This is a genomic window from Gemella cuniculi DSM 15828, from assembly GCF_000425665.1.
In the GTDB taxonomy this organism is placed as follows: Bacteria; Bacillota; Bacilli; order Staphylococcales; family Gemellaceae; genus Gemella; species Gemella cuniculi.
The window spans coordinates 1-18,899 of record NZ_AUDW01000029.1 but is presented as its reverse complement, the minus strand read 5'-3'; the positions used below and the strand labels follow the sequence as shown (position 1 = coordinate 18,899).

At 27.9% G+C, this 18,899-nt stretch carries 15 protein-coding genes; 8 read left to right on the top strand and 7 right to left on the bottom strand.

Annotation, left to right across the window (positions count from 1 at the left end; all coding sequences use genetic code 11):
* Window positions 1–5 precede the first annotated feature (5 nt).
* The 6 genes from H612_RS0104210 to H612_RS09110 all read right to left on the bottom strand — a co-directional run bounded on the left by H612_RS0104210 (window position 6) and on the right by H612_RS09110 (window position 8,195).
* Entirely contained in the window at window positions 6–2,165 is a 2,160-nt protein-coding gene (locus tag H612_RS0104210; RefSeq protein ID WP_027130319.1) for a cation:proton antiporter, read from the bottom strand.
* 401 nt (window positions 2,166–2,566) lie between these two features.
* Window positions 2,567–3,334 carry an ABC transporter ATP-binding protein gene (locus H612_RS0104205; protein ID WP_051210141.1) on the bottom strand — a complete coding sequence of 256 codons (768 nt, stop codon included), beginning with the start codon at window positions 3,332–3,334 and terminating at the stop codon, window positions 2,567–2,569.
* Window position 3,335: 1 nt separating this feature from the next.
* Window positions 3,336–4,310, bottom strand: coding sequence for a FecCD family ABC transporter permease (locus tag H612_RS0104200; RefSeq protein WP_027130317.1), 975 nt, complete (start codon window positions 4,308–4,310; stop codon window positions 3,336–3,338).
* A gap of 126 nt (window positions 4,311–4,436) precedes the next feature.
* Window positions 4,437–5,393 carry a heme ABC transporter substrate-binding protein IsdE gene (isdE, locus tag H612_RS0104195; RefSeq protein ID WP_027130316.1) on the bottom strand — a complete coding sequence of 319 codons (957 nt, stop codon included), beginning with the start codon at window positions 5,391–5,393 and terminating at the stop codon, window positions 4,437–4,439.
* 9 nt (window positions 5,394–5,402) lie between these two features.
* Window positions 5,403–6,776, bottom strand: a complete 1,374-nt coding sequence (locus H612_RS09115) for a heme-binding Shp domain-containing protein (protein WP_051210140.1) — start codon at window positions 6,774–6,776, stop codon at window positions 5,403–5,405.
* A 174-nt stretch (window positions 6,777–6,950) separates the two neighbouring features.
* Entirely contained in the window at window positions 6,951–8,195 is a 1,245-nt protein-coding gene (locus tag H612_RS09110; protein ID WP_051210138.1) for an LPXTG cell wall anchor domain-containing protein, read from the bottom strand.
* Window positions 8,196–8,426: 231 nt separating this feature from the next.
* On the opposite strand from H612_RS09110, the gene H612_RS0104180 reads away from it, so the two are divergent.
* The 8 genes from H612_RS0104180 (at window position 8,427) to H612_RS0104145 (ending at window position 17,335) form a co-directional block, all read left to right on the top strand.
* Window positions 8,427–9,194, top strand: a complete 768-nt coding sequence (locus H612_RS0104180; protein WP_035500301.1) for an alpha/beta fold hydrolase — start codon at window positions 8,427–8,429, stop codon at window positions 9,192–9,194.
* A 507-nt stretch (window positions 9,195–9,701) separates the two neighbouring features.
* Window positions 9,702–10,559: a MetQ/NlpA family ABC transporter substrate-binding protein gene (locus H612_RS0104175; protein ID WP_027130314.1), complete on the top strand. Its 858-nt coding sequence runs from the start codon at window positions 9,702–9,704 to the stop codon at window positions 10,557–10,559.
* Between the two features lie 528 nt (window positions 10,560–11,087).
* Window positions 11,088–11,816 carry a prepilin peptidase gene (locus tag H612_RS0104170; protein ID WP_027130313.1) on the top strand — a complete coding sequence of 243 codons (729 nt, stop codon included), beginning with the start codon at window positions 11,088–11,090 and terminating at the stop codon, window positions 11,814–11,816.
* Complete coding sequence (gene radC / locus H612_RS09105) at window positions 11,810–12,586, top strand: RadC family protein (protein WP_027130312.1); 777 nt, start codon at window positions 11,810–11,812, stop codon at window positions 12,584–12,586. The genes H612_RS0104170 and radC overlap by 7 nt, the downstream gene beginning before the upstream one ends.
* Before the next feature lie 152 nt (window positions 12,587–12,738).
* Window positions 12,739–13,179: a MarR family winged helix-turn-helix transcriptional regulator gene (locus tag H612_RS0104160; protein WP_027130311.1), complete on the top strand. Its 441-nt coding sequence runs from the start codon at window positions 12,739–12,741 to the stop codon at window positions 13,177–13,179.
* A gap of 246 nt (window positions 13,180–13,425) precedes the next feature.
* A complete protein-coding gene (locus H612_RS0104155) occupies window positions 13,426–13,719 on the top strand; it encodes a DUF2316 family protein (protein WP_027130310.1) in 294 nt (97 codons plus the stop codon).
* A 907-nt stretch (window positions 13,720–14,626) separates the two neighbouring features.
* Window positions 14,627–16,705 (top strand): DUF1430 domain-containing protein, encoded by a 2,079-nt coding sequence (locus tag H612_RS0104150; protein ID WP_027130309.1) that lies wholly within the window; start codon window positions 14,627–14,629, stop codon window positions 16,703–16,705.
* Between the two features lie 12 nt (window positions 16,706–16,717).
* The gene (locus H612_RS0104145; RefSeq protein ID WP_027130308.1) at window positions 16,718–17,335 is read left to right on the top strand and encodes a putative bacteriocin export ABC transporter; all 618 of its coding nucleotides are present in this window, start codon (window positions 16,718–16,720) and stop codon (window positions 17,333–17,335) included.
* 546 nt (window positions 17,336–17,881) lie between these two features.
* Here H612_RS0104145 and H612_RS0104140 read toward each other — a convergent pair.
* The gene (locus H612_RS0104140; RefSeq protein WP_027130307.1) at window positions 17,882–18,802 is read right to left on the bottom strand and encodes a CPBP family intramembrane glutamic endopeptidase; all 921 of its coding nucleotides are present in this window, start codon (window positions 18,800–18,802) and stop codon (window positions 17,882–17,884) included.
* Window positions 18,803–18,899: the final 97 nt, after the last annotated feature.

The window sequence follows — 18,899 nt, the reverse complement described above, 5'->3', positions numbered from 1 at the left end:
TTAAGTTATTCTTCAATATCTCTTGGAAAAATCATTGATTCTCCATAGTTAAGGTTTCTAAGTGTGGTATATGTATCTTCTAGCGTTATGTATTTTAATTTTCTCATAGTTAATACACGATATTTAAGAAGACGAACAGCTTCCATCTGTAGTTCTTTAAGTTCTTCTTCGTAATCAATATCTTCAAGGAAAACTTCAAATAGCGTGAAAGAGAAGTAAGTATAGACGTCTTTTACAAATTCTGCTGTATCTTGATTTTCTTCACCTTCAATCACTTTATATGCAACTGCCAAAAGTGAATCACGAATACTTGGAGCACAATCAATAATAGCTTGTAGCTGTTCAGAGTTTTTCTTATAATTAACATCTAATTTCTTCAATTTTTTATTTATTAGGGTAGAATTATTTTTTATTTTTTCACGCTGCTCAGGTGCTAAATCTCGAGCTACATAATAACGAGTAAGTTTTCTTTTAATTCGAGTTTCTTTATAGTTGATTCGTAAGTTTAGAATTAGATTTTTCCACACAGAATATGTTAGGAGAGAAGTTCTTCTAAGATGCATAATTTTTGCAAATTCCATAATTTCCTTTTTATTAGGATTATCTTTTAAAATCATAGGAAGAGCATTATTTTGTGCTTTAATTATTTTTTTATGTAATTTCAAACTATTTTTATCTGTGTCAAAATTATTTATTTGCATATTTTTAAAATATGCCTTTATAGCATGAAGATTTTTAATTTCATGTGCATAAGCAACTCTTTCTTCAATGTTTTTATTAGAAATATCACGCTCTTTAAATTCTTTAAGTATACCTTCTAATATTTTTTCACGAATGGCAAACTGAGAAAATTGTTTTTCTTCATCTTCATCTTTGACAATAATAGGGAGAATAGCAGTTCCAACGATAATGCTAATTAAAACCACATTGCTTGCAATAAATAAAATAGTGTCTCTCAATGGGAAATTTTCTCCAGTATTTGCAATTACAACAGGAATCATAAGGGCCGTAGCTAAAGTTACAGTCCCATGAATACCACATAAACTCGCAATAATAGAATATTTGAAACGAGAATAGCCACTATTTTCTAGTTTTCTATTGAGAATAGCATTTGCTGTTTTTTTTGCTGTTGTAAAGTTATGTGGTTGAAATGTTATATAAGAAACATAAACAAAAATGCCACGTACAATCATAAGTGCTAACACAATAATTAGTGAATAACCAAATGCATGATAAATATCTATTTCACGATTTCTAAACATAGTGATATAAATTTCTGGTAATAAGTAACCTAGAAAAGTAAATACAAATCCATTTAGAACGTAACTGGTAATGAATTGTGTACTGTCGGTTATAACAGCAGCCTCTCCACCACTTCCAGCGATTAGATGAAGTTCTCTTTGGAAATTATATATTAGTGCAGTAATAACGACAGCAACAATTCCTGATACATGAATATGCTCAGCTATATAAAATACAAAAACTGGAGTTAAAAGTTGATAGATGACTAAAATATTTGATTCATCTGCTAGTTTAGTCATGAAAATCCATTTAATTTGAACTAGAATTATACCAACTATTAAACCAAAAATAGCACCACCAAGTGCAACGGTGAGAAATTTACTGCCAGCATTAGCAATAGAAAAAGTATTTGTTAAAATAGCTCCTAACGCTATGTTAAACGAAACTAATCCAGAAGCATCGTTTAGTAGTGATTCTCCTTCTAATATTGCCATAAGTCCTTTAGGGAGTTTCATTCCTTTTGTAATAGCTTTAACAGCTACAGCATCAGTAGGAGAGAGAATTGCTGCAAGAACAAAACAAGCAGCCCAAGGGATTGCTGGAATTAAAAAATGAATTATAGTGCCAACTACCATGACTGTGATTAACACTAATAATAAAGCCATGTACAAAATTGGTCTTTTGTAAAGCCAAATATTTTTTAGAGAAGAATTAAATCCATCAGTAAACAGAAGTGGTGCAATAACTAGCATCATAAACATTTCGGATTCAAACTCAAAATGAATAGTTAGAGGTAAAAATGTAATGATAGCCCCCAAAATAATTTGGAATAGTGCCGCAGGAATTCGAGGTATAAGGTTATTTAGAAAAGAACCTAAAATGACTATAATTACAAAAATTCCCAAAGTTGATAAAATTTCCATAAAAAACTCCTTCCAATTAATAAAAATTTTCTTTTAACGCTATATATTTTACTATTAATACAATAGTAAAGCAATAAAAATCACGATAAAATCTTAAAAATTTATTGTGATTATTTTTAAAAACTTAAAATTGATACAGATTTTAAGATGAAAAATCAAGAGTGCAGCAGATATCATCAAATAAATTAATTCTCTGGGTTCATATTTATTTGGATATCTTTGTGATAGTCGTTTATTTGCTCAATAATTGAGGAATGAAGATGGAATTTACGAATATTGTATGCAAAAAAGACTTAATTTCTAAGAACGGTGACGTAAGAAATTAAATCTTAACTGCTTGAGATGCTATCTTGTAAGGAATTTTTTGTAGCTTGCCTCTTAAAATTTCTAATGCTCTAGCATTACCAACTTATTACTTTTTCATCTTCAATTTTGATTTTAGTATCAAAAATGGTATTCAGCAACTCTTCGTCATAGAATAAAGTAGATTTATCATTTTTAATAATTTTTCCATCTAAAAGTGCAACGATATTATCACTGTAGGTAAGTGCTTGGTTAATATCATGAAGGACCATTATGATGGTGATACTAAATTTTGAATTTAATTCTTTAATAAGCTTCATAATTGATTTTTGATATTTTATATCAAGAAATGTAGTAGGTTCATCTAAAATTATAATATCTGTACTTTGAGCCAAACACATTGCTATATAAACTCGTTGTAGTTGACCACCAGAAAGTTCATCAACTCTTTTATCTTTATATTCTAACAAGTGGGTTTGTTCTAATGCAAAATTTATTTTTTCTAAGTCTGTAGCAGTTTTTTTATAGAAAAAGATATTTTGATAAGGAAGCCGAGCGAAACTAACCATATCATAAACTGTGATTTCCTTTGGTATAGAATTGTTTTGGTAAACAATGGAAAGTTTACTTGCAAGTTCCTTTAAAGAATAATTTCTGAGCTCTTTATCTTCTAAAATAATTTCGCCGTTGGTGTAACTAAGATTTTTTGAAATAATTTTTATTAATGTACTTTTTCCACAACCATTTTTTCCAAGAAATGTTGTAATTTTTCCTTTTTCTATATTTAACGATAAATTTTTAAATATATTTTTTCCATTTTTATATGTAAATGATAAATTTTTTATTTCGATAACATTTTTTGTCATACTAATTAACTCCCCTTTTTACAAGAATAATAAAAGCAGGTCCGCCAATAATCATCATAATAATGTCTGCAGGTATTTCTATCGGATTAAATAGAATTCTTCCTAGTGTATCAAAAAGTAATAATATGAATGCTCCTAAGAGTCCAGAAAATGGAATCGTATATAAATGATTTCGTCCAATAATAATTTTAGCAATATGCGGAGTAATTAATGCAAGGAAGACTAAAACTCCAGCAACACTGGTAGCTACTGATGCTAAAGCAACAGCAACAAATGATATAAGAAGTCTCATTTTATTTATATTAATTCCTAATGAAGAAATAATATTATCATCCAGTGAGAAAATGTTGCAAAGTTTTGCTAATAAGAAACTTATTATAAGTAGTAAAGGAATCCAAAGTAATAGTAGCTTTACATCATCCCAATTTTTGGTTCCAAGAGCAGAAGTTTTGAATGCAACAGAAGTCGTAGAACTAGATTGATTGATATATTCCAAAGAACTAAGGATTCCACTGAAGAAATAACTTATGGCAATCCCAATAAGTATAATTTTTATATTATTTTTTGTCTTACCTGCCAACATGTAAATTATAAGAAATCCACACATTCCACCTATAATAGAAAATACGGATTTGAAAATTAATAAATTAGGGAATAAACCAATTCCAAGATATAAAAACAAATTAGCACCACTAGAAACTCCAATGATACTAGGGTCTACTAGAGGATTTTTTAATACCGTTTGAAGAAGCAAGCCGCTGATTCCTAGAGCTGCACCAACTAAAATAGTTATGGCTATTCTAGGAAACCTAACATCAATAATAGCATTAACATTAGTGTATTCTTTTGTAAAAATACCAACAATAAGTTCAGAAATGCTCATTTTTATACTACCGCTATTAGCTGAAATAAAGATTGTAGAAAGTAGCAAAAAAATAATAAGACTAAATGAAAGTAATTTTTTTTCTTTAAACATTGTGTTCCTCCTTTCAAAATAAATTTTATAGTAATCTTTTTAGGCAATAATACAATGTATTAAAATATAAGTGTGGGAGAAGTAAAAAATTAAATTTTTTTAGTTTCATCCCACTCCAAATTATTTTTATTTATAGAATGTATCAAACAACGAATTTAATGCAGTTTGATAATCATAGCCAGCTGTCATTCCAAAAATCTTACTATCAAGATCTATAACTTTATTATTTTTTACTGCACTAAAATGGCTCCAACTTTTATTTGTTTCAAATTCTTTTTTAAACATTTCCATAACAACATCAGGCATAGCATGAGCAGTTCTTAGAATAAAATCTGGCTGTTCATTTAGAGCAGTTTCCAAATTTAGTTGAGAAAATTCTTCGGAATTCTTTATAATATTTTCACCACCAGCTAATTTTACTAAATTACCAACATAAGACTTTTCGCCTGCCGCTAGGTAACTCCCAGGAAGTCCCATCAAAATTAATACTTTTGGTTTCTTTTTTCCTTCAATTTTCTTGTTATATTTTTTAAAGAATTCTTCTCGTTCATTTTTTAAATTCTCATAAATAGAAAGTTTTCCAAATTCGGTAGCTAAATCTTCAGTAACTTTGTACAAACCATCAACACTACGAATATCAACGAACTTATATGGAATATTATTTTTTTCAAATCCTTCTTTAATCCAATCTTGTAAACTGTCTGGAGCATAAACCATGGAAGGTTTAATAGATTTTAAAACTTCCATATTTGGATTCATAGGTAATCCTATTTGAATAGTGTTGTTATAACGTTCAGGCATCTTACCAAGACGTGTAGTAGGAATTCCAGCAAGTTTTAAATCAAGTTTATCTGCAACTTGGCTTAATGCAACAGAATCCATAACTATGCGTCTTCCATTTTCTTCTTCAGATTTTTTATCCTTATTTACACCAGTAAGATCAATAGTTTCATTGAAAGCTTTATCTGCTTGGGTAGCATCTGTTCCGGTTGTATTTCCTGCTTTGTTAGAGTTAGAGCAACCACTAAGAATCATAAGTAATATGGTAAAAACAGTAAACAGTATTTTAAATTTATTCTTCATAAAAATCTCCTACTCTTTATTTTCATCTGAATTTTTTTCTTTAACTACTTTTTTCTTTCTTTGTAGGGTGGTAGCACCACCAACTAAAGCTAGAATGAAGATTCCACCACATATGTAGTAAGGAAGGTAATTTTTTTCTTTTAAAACATCCATATCAAGACCATCATTTCCTTGTTTAATTGTATCTGTATTAACTTCAACAAAATATCTTACAGGGCGATTCATAGGTTTTACATACATTTGTACCATTGCTAAAAAATTTTCATTTGGAACTTCAAATCGATAGTCAACGTAACTATCTTTGTATTGCTCAATATTTACTTTTGTTTCCGTAGCTATAACTTGTTTAAATTCTCCATCTTTTTGTAAAACTTTTATAAATGGACCTTGCTCGTTACTACGTTCTACCCAGTTCATAAGATGAATACGTATAGTTGCATATAACTTTCCATCTTTTGTTCTTTGTAGCATTGCTTTTGACCAGCGTTTTTCTCCGCTATTTTTCTGATTGTTAAGTGCAGAGTTTAAATCACCGCCATCATTAATAGGAGAGATAACCCCTTGAACCATGCCTTCACCAATTGCAGCATTTTTAGTTCCACCATCCGCAGTAATACCAGTCAAAGGATTAAGATAAGAACCAGTTATATCAAGATTATAAATACCAACATTTTTTGTTTTATTGTTGCTATCTTTAAAGTAGTCTTCTAATTTTTTCATGATAAAACCTTCTGGAACTTTGTTCTCATCTTTATTTTCAGATTTTGTTTTCTCATTATTTTTATTTTCGTCAGAGTTTTTTTCGCTATCTTTTCTTTCTTCACTTTTATTATTTTCATCTTTAGAGCTAGAAACCATAGTAGCAGCATCCCATTTGAATTTTATAATAGCATTCTGTGAGGCATCCCCACCCATAATTTGATTCATTGCATCAACAGAGACACGAACACCAATCTTATCAGGTTTTATAGCATTATAATTAAAATTCAAAGTACTGGGATAGGTACTTGTACCACCATCCAAATTAGTATCATTATAAGTACTAGTAACAGTGGCTGCATTTAGTGAACCTGAAAATATTGGAGCAGAGTAAACACTAAGTGATAATAAATGTCCGTGCATATTACTAAAATCCATTGGAATAAATTTAACAGTAATACTAGATGTTCCATTAGAATGTTCAGTGACAGTAGCAGTAGGGGATAAAGCTTTATTTCCCATAGAAAGTTTACCACTATTTTCAGAATGCCAAAGTTCAATAGGAACATTATAAACTTTTTCATCAGTAGCTTTGATAGAGTTCTCACTCTTTACATTAATGGAAGAAAAAATTAAAACTAGAATAGTTAATACTATACACATAAATTTTAATGTTTTTTTCATAGTAAAAAATTCTCACTTTCTAAATTTAATAGTTAAATAGTTAAAAGCGGGAACAGAGAACTAACACCTCTAATCCCGCTTTTTAAAAAGTTGATAATAAAATTTTGAACGCTGATAAAAGTAGCGGGTTACTATCAACCTCATAGTTATTTTATATTTAATTGTTACAACTTATTATTTTTGCTTTCTTCTTCCAAGAAGTGCAGCCCCAAGTAATGTTATTGTCCCAGCAAAAATAGTAGAAGATGTGTCTAATCCAGTGTTAGGAAGTTGACGCGGATTACTGTTAAGACCACTAGGAGCAACTCCTTGTCTTTCTTTTGCATTATTCCAATTAAATGTTAAAATAGCATTTTGTTTTCCACCACCAGGCATAATATTTTCCATAACTTGAACAAATACCGAAACTGGGACTTGAGTTAATTTTTGTTTACTAGTGAAGTGAACACGTACTTGGTTATTAGCTCCACCAGTAGGGACAACTGGGTATTCTACACCATTAACCCAGAACCTTTTAATTCCATCAGTCAAAGTACCAACTTTAATATCTTTGAAATAAACTACATAGTGGTAAGTATCTCCTTGTTTGTAAATAGTAACACCATTTAAAGCTGCATCCCCCATTGATTTACGACCTGGTTGATTTGCATGCATAAGTTGAGCAGTTACTCCGTCAAAATAAGTTACCGTGCTTGCAGTTTGTTGAGTTTGTCCATTATCATTTTGAGGTTTACCAGTATTTGAATCATGTCCTGTTCCAGGAGTACTAGGTTGTACTTGTGACCCAGGTTTAGTTGGATTTGTCTGATTTTCATTTTTTGGTTTTTCAGAATTTCCAGGTTTAGTAGAATCTTCATTTTTTGGTTTTTCAGAGTTTCCAGGTTTAACTGGGTTTTCATTTTTTGGTTTTTCGGCAGGTTTATCAAACTCAGCTTTAGCAACAGTAGTGTCTAATTGTAAAATAGCTGGTTGACGTCCGCCACCAGGCATAATATTTTCCATAGTTTGAACAAAAACTTCTACTTTAATTGTAGATTTTAATTCAGAAAGAGTAAATTCTGCCATTTTTGGATTACCTTCACCAGAAATAGGCTTAAGTGTAACCTCACTTCCTTCTACCCAAAACTTAGAAACACCATCTTTTTGACCTAAAAAAGAAAGTTCTTTCCAAATTACAGTATATTTATATTGAGCACCAATTTTTTGAACAGTTACTTTTGAAAGTGCAGCATTCCCCATTGACTTACGTCCTGGTTCATAAGCGTGCATAAGAGTAGCTGGTACTTCTACTATTTTAGAGGCGATTTCATTAGCAGCATAAGTTGAATTATTTTGAGCTGTAGCCCCAGTTTCTATTACTGATAGTGTAGAAACAATTGCCGCAGCAGAAAGAATCTTCAATAAATTATTTTTTTTCATCTTTAATATCTCCTTATTTTAAATTTATTTTCCATAATCACACAACACATAGGTATCATGTTTACTATATAATATTATAGTACAAAAATAATAAAAAATAAAGAGATAAGTAATAATCACTATCAATTATTTTTAGTTTATAAAGAGTTATTAAAAAAAAATTTATTTTTTATTTGATTCTAAGTTTTTTAAAAGGTATAATTTTTAATAAGAAAATTTAAAAGGAGGAGAATGGTGAAGGATATAGTTTTAATTCATGGAACGTGGTGTGATGGAAATGTATGGGGAGAGTTTAAAACAAAATTAGAAGAATTGGGACTTAGAGTACATACACCATCGCTTCGTTATCATGATTTACCATATAAAGAAGTGGAGGAAAAAGTAGGAAAAGTAAGTTTAGCTGACTATACAAATGACATAGTAGAATTAGTCGAAACTTTTGATGAGCCACCATTAATCTTAGGGCACTCATTAGGAGGGTTAATTGCACAACTTGCTGCTGTGAAAACTAAAGTATCTGGAGTGATTCTGATGGGGACAGCACCAGCAGCTGGTATTTTTGCATTTTACCCAAGTATGGTTGTCTGTTTCTATAAACATTTTTTGCGTTGGGGATTTTGGAAAAAACCTATGCCCCCTTATAAACACGCTTTTTGTGATTATTGCATGAATAATCAAGATCCTAAAGATAAAGAAATAGAATTTTCAAAACTTGTTCCTGAGTCAGGATTTGTTTATTTTCAAATGGCTATGCCATTTTTAGATAAACAAAAAGGAGCGTATGTTGATTTTAAACAAGTTGTAGCCCCAGTTTTAGTAATTACAGGAACTGATGATAAAATGGTTTCACCCAATATAGCAAAGGCAACTGCGAAAAGATATAAAAATTCAAAATTAGAAATAATTCAAGGTTCTGATCATATGTACGAAGCACCCAAATTTAGGGATGTGACAGTGGGAATTATAAATAATTGGTTAGAGGAAAATAATTTAAAATAAAAATTCTCAATTATGTAGTGTGTGAGAATAGAAAAAAGTTCTAACGGGCATATTGATTTTATTTAGAAAAATTAGCAAAAGAAAGTTAATCAGTAAAAAAAGAATTAAAAATATTTTAAAAAAGGTATTGACATTAAAAAAAATAAATGATAATATGTACACAAGTTAAAAATTACCGATATTCAAATAAGTACTATATTGGAACTTTTATAGAGAGTGTGATTAGGTGAAAGCACACATTGTAGATAATATAGGAAAATGGTTTGAATGGTAAAAAAGGTGAGTTTATAAATGAGCTTTTTTCGTTAGCGTTACGTTACAGACGCACACTATCTTTGAATATATTCTAGATACATATTCATTTGTAGTGAGTTAAGTTCGTAGTTTACGAAAAAGTAAGGTGGTACCGTGAAATTAGTTTCGCCCTTATTCTCTTTAGGAGAGTAGGGGCGTTTTTATTTTGCTAAAACTCACTAAAAAATTATAATAAAAAAGGAGAACTATAAAATGAAAAAACTATTATTACTAGTAACAAGCTTTGTACTTGGATTTGTACTTATTGGATGCTCTGGAGCGTCAAAAAGTGAAAAAAAAGGAATTGAGGTCGATAGTTTAGATCCGAATAATCCTGTAACAGTAAAAGTTGGAGCATCTAATGTACCGCATGCAGTATTATTAGAGCATGTAAAACCTCAACTTGAAAAACAAGGAATTAAACTAGATATTATAACTTATCAAGATTATTATGTTCCAAATAAAACATTGAATGATAAAGAAATAGATATCAACTATTTCCAACATGTTCCATTCTTAAAAAATGCCATTAAAGAAAATAGTTATAAAATTGAGGACGCAGGAGCGGTTCATTTAGAGCCAATTGGATTGTACTCAAAAAAAGTTAAAGATGTAAAAGATTTAGCAGATGGTGCACAAGTATTAGTAAGTAATAATAAAGCTGAATGGGGTCGAGTTATTAAATTATTAGCTTCAGAAGGATTAGTAAAAGTAAAAGATGGGGTAGACCCGGTTAATGCTACTTTTGATGATATTGCAGAAAATCCTAAAAATTTAAAATTTAGTTACGAAAATGATCCAGCTTTAATGACTAAATTTTATGAAAATGGCGAAGGTGATTTAGTATCAATTAATGCAAACTTTGCAGTAGACAATGGACTAAATGCAGCTAAAGATCCAATTTTAGTAGAAAAAGCAACTGATGACAATCCTTATGGAAATATCCTGGCAGTACGTGAAGGTGATAAAGATAAAATTGTTGTTAAGAAAATTCTTGAAGCACTAAAATCGGAAGATACTCAAAAATTCATTTTAGAAAAATGGAATGGTGCTGTATTACCAGTAAAATAGCTATTAGATATTAATAAAAAGACAACTCTTTCTGAAGTTGTCTTTTTAATTTTAAAAATGATTAGAACATTAAGTATAGAGATTCTTTAGTGTGGAAGTAAAAAAGTGAAGAACACTAGAAAAACGATATAAAGAAACATATTTGAAGCTAGTAAAGAAATATATACGTAAAAGAATGGATAAAAAAAGTCTTTAAGTTCTTTTTTCTAAATGCTAATATGTATCAACATAAAAAAATTAAAAGTGAAAAAAATTAGCAAATTTAACTATGAGAAAATAAAGAGAAGAAGTGATAAACCCTACTTCTTTTTTATTTGAAAATTAAGTAGGAAAAAGTAACATAATCTTTTAAAACAGATATTAAACAATTAAAGCTTTTAATACTAATAATATTAAATAAATATTCCATATTTATTAAAAGATAGCTAGAAAATAACTTCTGTATATGATAAAATAATATTGAAATTATTAAGGGTGAAAGATTATAAATTTTTATTTTAAAGAATAGAATTTTAAGGGGAAAGTATTATGGAAAGTTATATTTTAAATTTTTTTGTTTTAGTTATTGTACTTATTTTTTCAAGTTTTACCAAATGTTTTATTGATAGTGAGAATAAAAAAAGTTTTTTAATTAGAAGAAGTTGTTGTGGGAATTGCAAAAGAAAACTTCGAGCATGCGATTTAATACCTATTTTTAGTTTTCTAGTTAAAAAGGGAAAATGTACCTATTGTAACGAAAAAATTCCATTAGATGTATTTTTATATGAAGTACTAGCTGGTACTATTGTTATTTTATATTTTATTTTTCAAGATTATTTTATTTTTTTATCATTTATTCATATTTTAATTATTATTTTTTTGATTTTTATTTCGATTGAGGATTGTAGATTTTTGGAAGTTTTAGAACCACTATTTATTATTTTTCTTCTATTAAATATATTACTATTGTTGTTGAATTTTGGATTTTTCAGAGTTCAAGATTTCCTGATTCTTATTTTTATTTTCCATGGCATTTATTTTGGCACAAAGGGGGGACTAGGTTATGGAGATATAAAAGTTTTTTGTGTTTTAGCACTGAATTTAAATATATATGAAGGAATTTATTTATTGATTTTCACTTTTTTATACGCAGGATTTTTTGCTATATTTTTAGTAATTTTAAAGAGAGTAAAAAAAGGAACTAAAATTCCTCTTGTACCATTTATAACGCTAGGGTACATAACAGTTATTTTATTAAAGGAGAGTTTATTATGGTAAAGGGATATACTATTAAAGAATTTGATTTAGATGAACGACCTAGAGAGAAATTTAGAAAATATGGGGCATTTTCTCTTAGTGATAAGGAAATTTTGGCAATCTTACTGAGAACGGGTAGTAAAAATCAAAATGTGCTTGAGCTTGCAGCAGATATTTTGGCGGATGTAGGAGGGATTACTAATCTTAAAGAAACTACTTTTAATGAACTTATAAAACACAAAGGAATTGGGGAAGAAAAGGCAATTCACATATTAGCAAATATAGAGTTTGCCAGAAGAATATATTCAACTAATATTCCTGATGTAAAATGCAATAGCCCAGAAGTTATTGCAAAATATTTAAAATCATCTTTGGAAAATTTAAGTCAGGAAATTTTTATAGTATTGGATATTGATACTAAAGGAAAAATTTTGCAAAAACGTGAAGTGTTTAAGGGAAGTTTGGCGATGTCGATTGTACATCCACGAGAAGTTTTCAAGAATGCGATAAAGAATAGTGCAGCAAGTGTAGTTTGTGTTCATAATCATCCAAGTTCTGATCCAACACCATCATTTGAAGATATTAAAACCACGCTTAATCTTATGGAAGTCGGAGAAGTAATAGGTATAGAAATGCTAGATCACATAGTGGTAGCAAAGTCTGGATACGTTAGTATACGACGTGTTTTAAATTATTTTGAGGCAGAAGATATTGATTATATAAAAGAGAAAATTACTGACGAGCAATTACAATATATTTTAAGAAAATACAAAATTATAAGTACCTATTAGCAATATGAAAGTGATACAAGATATTAACTAGTTGTAACTGAGTTACTTTGAAGCTTCGTTATAATATTAGAAAAAAACTTGACAAAAAGTAGTTTCCTACATACAATAAAGTAGTAAGCTACGAAAAACAAAAGATAATATAGGAGGTAGTAATGAATATTAATAGTATTGCAGTTTTAGTTAAAATAGCATCACTAGAGTTCGATAAAGTCTCTAATCCAGTGTTACTAGAATATGACCTTACACCATCACAGTATAGGGTACTTAAGTTTTTGTATTCTCAACAGCCAAAATTATCAAGAGTGGTAGATATTGAGAAAAAATGTGCTATTACGCATCCAACAGCTCTAGGATTGCTAGATAATCTTGAAAAAAAAGGATTTGTTTTTAAGGTTAGTAATCCAAAAGATGCAAGAAGCAAGGTTATATCGCTTACAGAAAAAGCGAAAGATATGAAATTAGAGTTGGTAGGAGTTGGAGATAGAATAGAAAATATGCTGACGGAGAATTTGTCGTCTAGGGAAAGAAAGCTGCTATTAAAATATCTTCAAAAACTACTGAAAATACAAGATGATAAAGATTTAACCGATTAAAATGAATGAAGATTCACTGTAGGCAGTGAAAGTGTACTTTTATGTTATTAGTATAGATTATTTTTTAACTATATTATCAATAAGAAGTTGGCAAACTAAAAAATTCAGTGACTTCTGTATTATTTTCGTTACTAACTATTTACATCATAATAGTTGGTTTTGAAGCAGTGTTAATATTTAATTTATAACTTTAATAAAATAATGAGAAAAAGCTGAATGAAGATATTTTTGATAGGAGGAGATTAAATGCTGACACCAATACAAACAATTAAAACAAGAAAAGAACTTAAAGAGAATTATAAACGACTGGGGGAAGCTGAAGAAGTCGTATTAAAAGATCTTCAAATATCCAAAGATGAACTTCACGCCGTATTGAATATGGAGCAACCGTATCCAGGAAATGTATGGATGGTACGTGACTATCTTGAAGATAAATTAAAAGAAAAAGGGATAGAAATGATGCCGTTTACAAGATTAGCAGATCATAGTGCGAATAAGTGGTTTGCTTACGATACACCATGGAGACATAAAAAGTCTTAATGAAATTAAATTTTGCACCGATCTCAAAAAGTTAGACAAAAAACTAACTTTTAGGAGGTCGGTATTTTTATGACTAAATGTACATTTGAATTAAAAAATAAAATAGCAATATTATTTTTTACGATTAGGTAGGGTATTGTAAGACGAGATATTTTCTATGTAAAATCAAAGTTTTAAATTGCTATAGAGGAAGAATAAGAGAATCAGTAAATTTCAAGTTTAAAGAAAATTAAATATTTTATATCTTTCTTTAAAACCTAATTATATTTTAAGTGTCCTAAATAAAAGAATAAATACCCCTTATTAAAAGCTTAGTGAATGATTCAATCATGGAATATTAAAGGTGCGGTTAATAAGATGTTTAATCCAAGATAATTCTTAGAAAGTGCGAGGTGTTAAAGATTTGTATGGTTTATCAATAAAAGAAACTTTAGAGGTTTTATAATGCTACAAATAAAATCTATAGAATGCTCATTTCTATAGGTTTTAACTGTTATAATATCTTGTATTTAAAATAGCCGTGTTTTTTATATTTTTTGATAATTAATTTCATAGAAGTAAATTCCTTTCTAGATTTGTTGGTTATTTCATTATACGGGACTTACTCTTCTTTCTTTTTATCTTGTGATTGTTATAATATTATACAAGTTATGTTATAATCAAGTAGAAATTATTGACAATTAAATTATAAAATTATATTATATAACATATGGTGTTATTTTGTAAAGAATACAGTGGTTGGAGACCTCCAGGATACTGGGCTTTTGCATCAATGTCAACAAAATGGTATGTAAATCAAGAGCTTATTATAATGTAGCATAAGAAGTTAAGGATAAATTTATTTAAGATAAGTATTAAGTAGATAATATTTTAAATAATATTTATCCTTTTTTAAAGGAGGAATAAGATGAAAAAAATATGGAGTATATTATTTTTTATAGGTACACTTTTTATTTTAATATTAAGTATATTCTTTTTTTCAATGAAAGAAGAGTATGAAAGTGTGTATCTTAATAATACTACTAATTTAATGGTTACAATTAAAGATGTTCACTCTACTAATAGTTCTGAATCTGTGTTAAAAGACTTAGAGCAGTTTGCTAAAAATAATAAGATTAATATATATAGACAGATAACTAATGAGGATATTGTATCAGAGTACAATAGGGATATATATGTATCCGTAGGAGACAAAGAAAAATTTATAAAAACTTTACGCATAAAAAATGAAAATATTAATCTCGAAAATATTAGTTTAAAAGAAACAGACCTTAAAAACTTTAATAATGCAAAGATTACTGTAAGAAATCTTTCAAACTCTCATAATGAAGGTATAGCAGGGTTATATTATTTTGAAACGAATAAAGAAAATTTTAATAATGTAAAAAATGAATTAGAAAAATTGAATATAGAGTATAACGAGTATGAAAAAATTGATTTTATGGGTATTTTAGATAATTTGAATTCAAAATCAATATTTAAACCTGGAATTTTTTCTGTTATAGTTTTTATATTTACATTCATCTTTGTCTCTATATATGAGATTTTTTTAAGATTTAAAGAAATAGCTATTTTGAAGATTGTAGGATTAAATAACTCACAGATAATTTTTAAATTATTTAAAGAAAAATTGAAAACGGTATTTATAGTGTATGTTGGATATATTTTACTTGTACTGGGGTATGATATAATAATAAAATCGGGAGCTAGAGTATTAGATCTTGTTATTTTTTCTACTGTAATGTTCTTGCTTTTTTCTGTAGTGGTATTAGTTATCTACATAATATTTTTATTTTTTATTTATTATGTAGATATAAAAAATATGATTAAAGGAAAAAGAAATACACGTAGTATAAAAATTTTCAATTATAGTGCTATTTTTATTTTTACAGTTGTGTTATTGTTCTTTATGAAAAATATTATAAGTGAACAATATAATTATAATAATAAAGTTAATTCTCTTGAAAAGTACAGTGTTTTGAACAATTGGTCAACAGTTATTTTATCAAGTGGAGCTGGAGCGGGGACTAGTGATTTTGAAAAAATAGAAGAAAAACTATTTAATTTTACTGAAAAAAATTATGAAGATATAGCATTTTTTTACCCTAATATTTATTTTACTCCAGCATATTATGATTTTCAAAATGAGTTATCTAGTTTTGATAAAAAACCTGTTATAACGGTTAATGATACTTATTTTAAAAAAATGAATACTACATTACTAGATGTGAATAAGTTGAAAAATGACAAAAGTACTTTAAATATAATTTTACCAAAAGGAGAAATAAATTCTGATGATATTAAAAAGTATTATATAGATTTTTATAAGTCGGTATTTGGCTATAAAGGAGAAGTAAAAATAAACAAAATTTATTATGAGAAACAAAATATTTTTGTTGTGGCTCCATACGTGGGTAAATATAGACTAGATGAAATTGACAGTCCAGCGTTTTTGGTACTAACGAAAGAAAATTTATTAAAAAATACAAAAAGTTTACAGTTATTTTCATTGTATTCAGGTAGCCAAGTTTTTTTAAATGAAAAAACTAACAACGGCTATAAAGAATTTTTTCCTAAACTATTAGAATATGATTTAGATAAGAATATAAGAAGTACAGTTAATGTTTATAAAATAATTCAAAAAGATATTGAGAAGATAAAAGCGGATAGATTGTTGTACGTCATAACCTTTTCAATATTGATTGTTGTTTATTTTAATATGATATTGTTTATGGTGGTTTCGTATTTAGAAGATAAGAAAAAACAATTATTTGTTTATCATGTTTTAGGGTATAAATTTTTGCAAAAGCATTATGATTTTCTTCTTTTAAATACAGGTATTGTAATGCTAGCGACAGTTGGATATTTGTTAACATTTAAGCAATTTCATATTTATCAATTTTTAATTGTATTGATTAATTATATATTTATATTAGTATTGTTACGTTTGAACGAAGATAAGCTTAATAAAATTAAACATGATTAAGGGGGTGTTGTTATGATAAAGATCGAAAATATTACTAAAAAATTTGATGAAAAAAATATATTTGAAAATTTTAATCTAATAATTTCTACTGGAGAGTTAATAGCAATAACAGGAGCAAGTGGTAGTGGAAAGACGACATTAATAAACATGATAGGCGGATTAGAAGAATGTGACAGTGGAAATATAACAATAAATGATATAGAAATAAACAAAAAAAATAAAGTAGAACTATATAGAAATAATATATCTTGGCTTTTTCAAAATTTTGCTTTGGTTGATGAGTGGACAGTTTTTCAAAATTTGGTTATTGCACTTAAATTTAAAAAGTATAAGTCAAGTAAAGAACATGTTATAAAAGAAGTTTTAAAAAAAGTGGGATTAGAAGACAAATTAAAATCGAAAATTTTTACTTTGAGTGGTGGTGAACAACAGAGAGTTTCATTAGCGAGAGTTATGCTACAAGATAATAATATAATTTTAGCTGATGAACCGACGGGTTCATTAGATGAAGAAAATAGAAATATTGTGTTTGACATTTTAAAAAATATGCAAAAAAATGGAAAAACGGTAGTGATAGTTACTCACGATAAAGAACTAGCTAAAATGTGTGATAGAATAGTAACTTTATAAAAATAGAAAAAGAGTTACAAGATGTCTTAGAGAGTGATCAAAGATGAAATAAAAAATGGAGAAGATAATAAACAAAAAGTAAAAGTGTAAGAATTTATTTAAAAAGTAGGAGTGACTCAAAAATCGTGATTTTGTGTTGTACATTATTGTTTCAAGAAACAAAGTGCTGTAGAAACTACTGTACATGCAAGTAAAGTTGTCCCAAGAATGAGCATGGCGAAGACTATTTGATAACCACTACTGCGGTAGTCGTTTAAGTTTTAAGTAAAAACTTTTACGAATAGCGTATGCAAAAGGAACTATAATTTTAACGAACAAAGTGAGGAAAAGACTATAGTTTCAACTGTCAAATTGATTTTATCGAGTCACCCTCAACATTCAAAATATTCTTCATGGAAGCAACTTGCATTGCTTTATTTATCATGCAATTTTTTATTTGTTAAAAAACTTATAAAATCTTATCGTTTTTCACTTGACTTCATATAGTTAGCCTCCATTATTGATTATTGCAAGACTATTAATATAATCTATAATCATAAAAATTTTTTATGTATCTCTAAATTCTTTCATTGTTAAAATAACAATACTAATAGTAGTTAAAATTATTATTAAGAAACCTAAATTAGATGTAGCAAATAAAGTTTCTTTATTTACTTCAATTCCCCCTATGGCACTTGCTATAGAATTATTCATAAGATGCATCATTGCACATATCCACAAATTTTTTGTTTTCATATATACATATCCTATAATAATAGATAATGCTAATACATAAAAATAGCGAAATATATTACCAATAAAATCAACTTTATAATATGAGTACCATAGTGGAATATGCCAGGTTTCCCAAATAAGACTAAGTATTACAATGCCACATCTTTTTCCAAACTTTTGTTGCAACATTTCCTGTAGGTATCCTCTCCAACAGTATTCTTCTCCTAAAAAAAGTATATTTACACTTACTATGGAGAAAAAACCAACAACTATCATTTTTAAAGCATCATAATAATTTAATCTTAATAAAATTATTAAAATCATTAATATGAATAAAAAACAAAATAAGTAGTACATACATTTACGTAAATTTTTAAAAATATCTAATTTATAATCTTTTTCATTATTATTAATAAATGAGTTTATTAATATTCCTATGCTGGCAATACCCCCTAAATTAATTAAGAATTCATTGATAAATTTTTGTGAATTTACTCCATAATATTTCATAAAAAGACAAGCAATAATGCATATATTAAAGATCATAAAATAAGCATATATAATATAATCATAAACTAATAATTTTTCATTCTTACTTGAGTATTTTAACAATACAATACTGGTACTTGGTAAAATCATTAAATACATACCAATCAATTCTTCGTTTAGATGATACCTATACGCTAAAAAACAAGAAATTACTTCTGCTACAATCAAATATATTAATATAAATCTAATTTTATAATAATTCATACTTAACCCTCCGATTATAATTAACCTAACTAAATTAACATTAAATCACTAAACACAACATTCTCACTAAAAATGCTCAATAAAGTTAGAATTACAC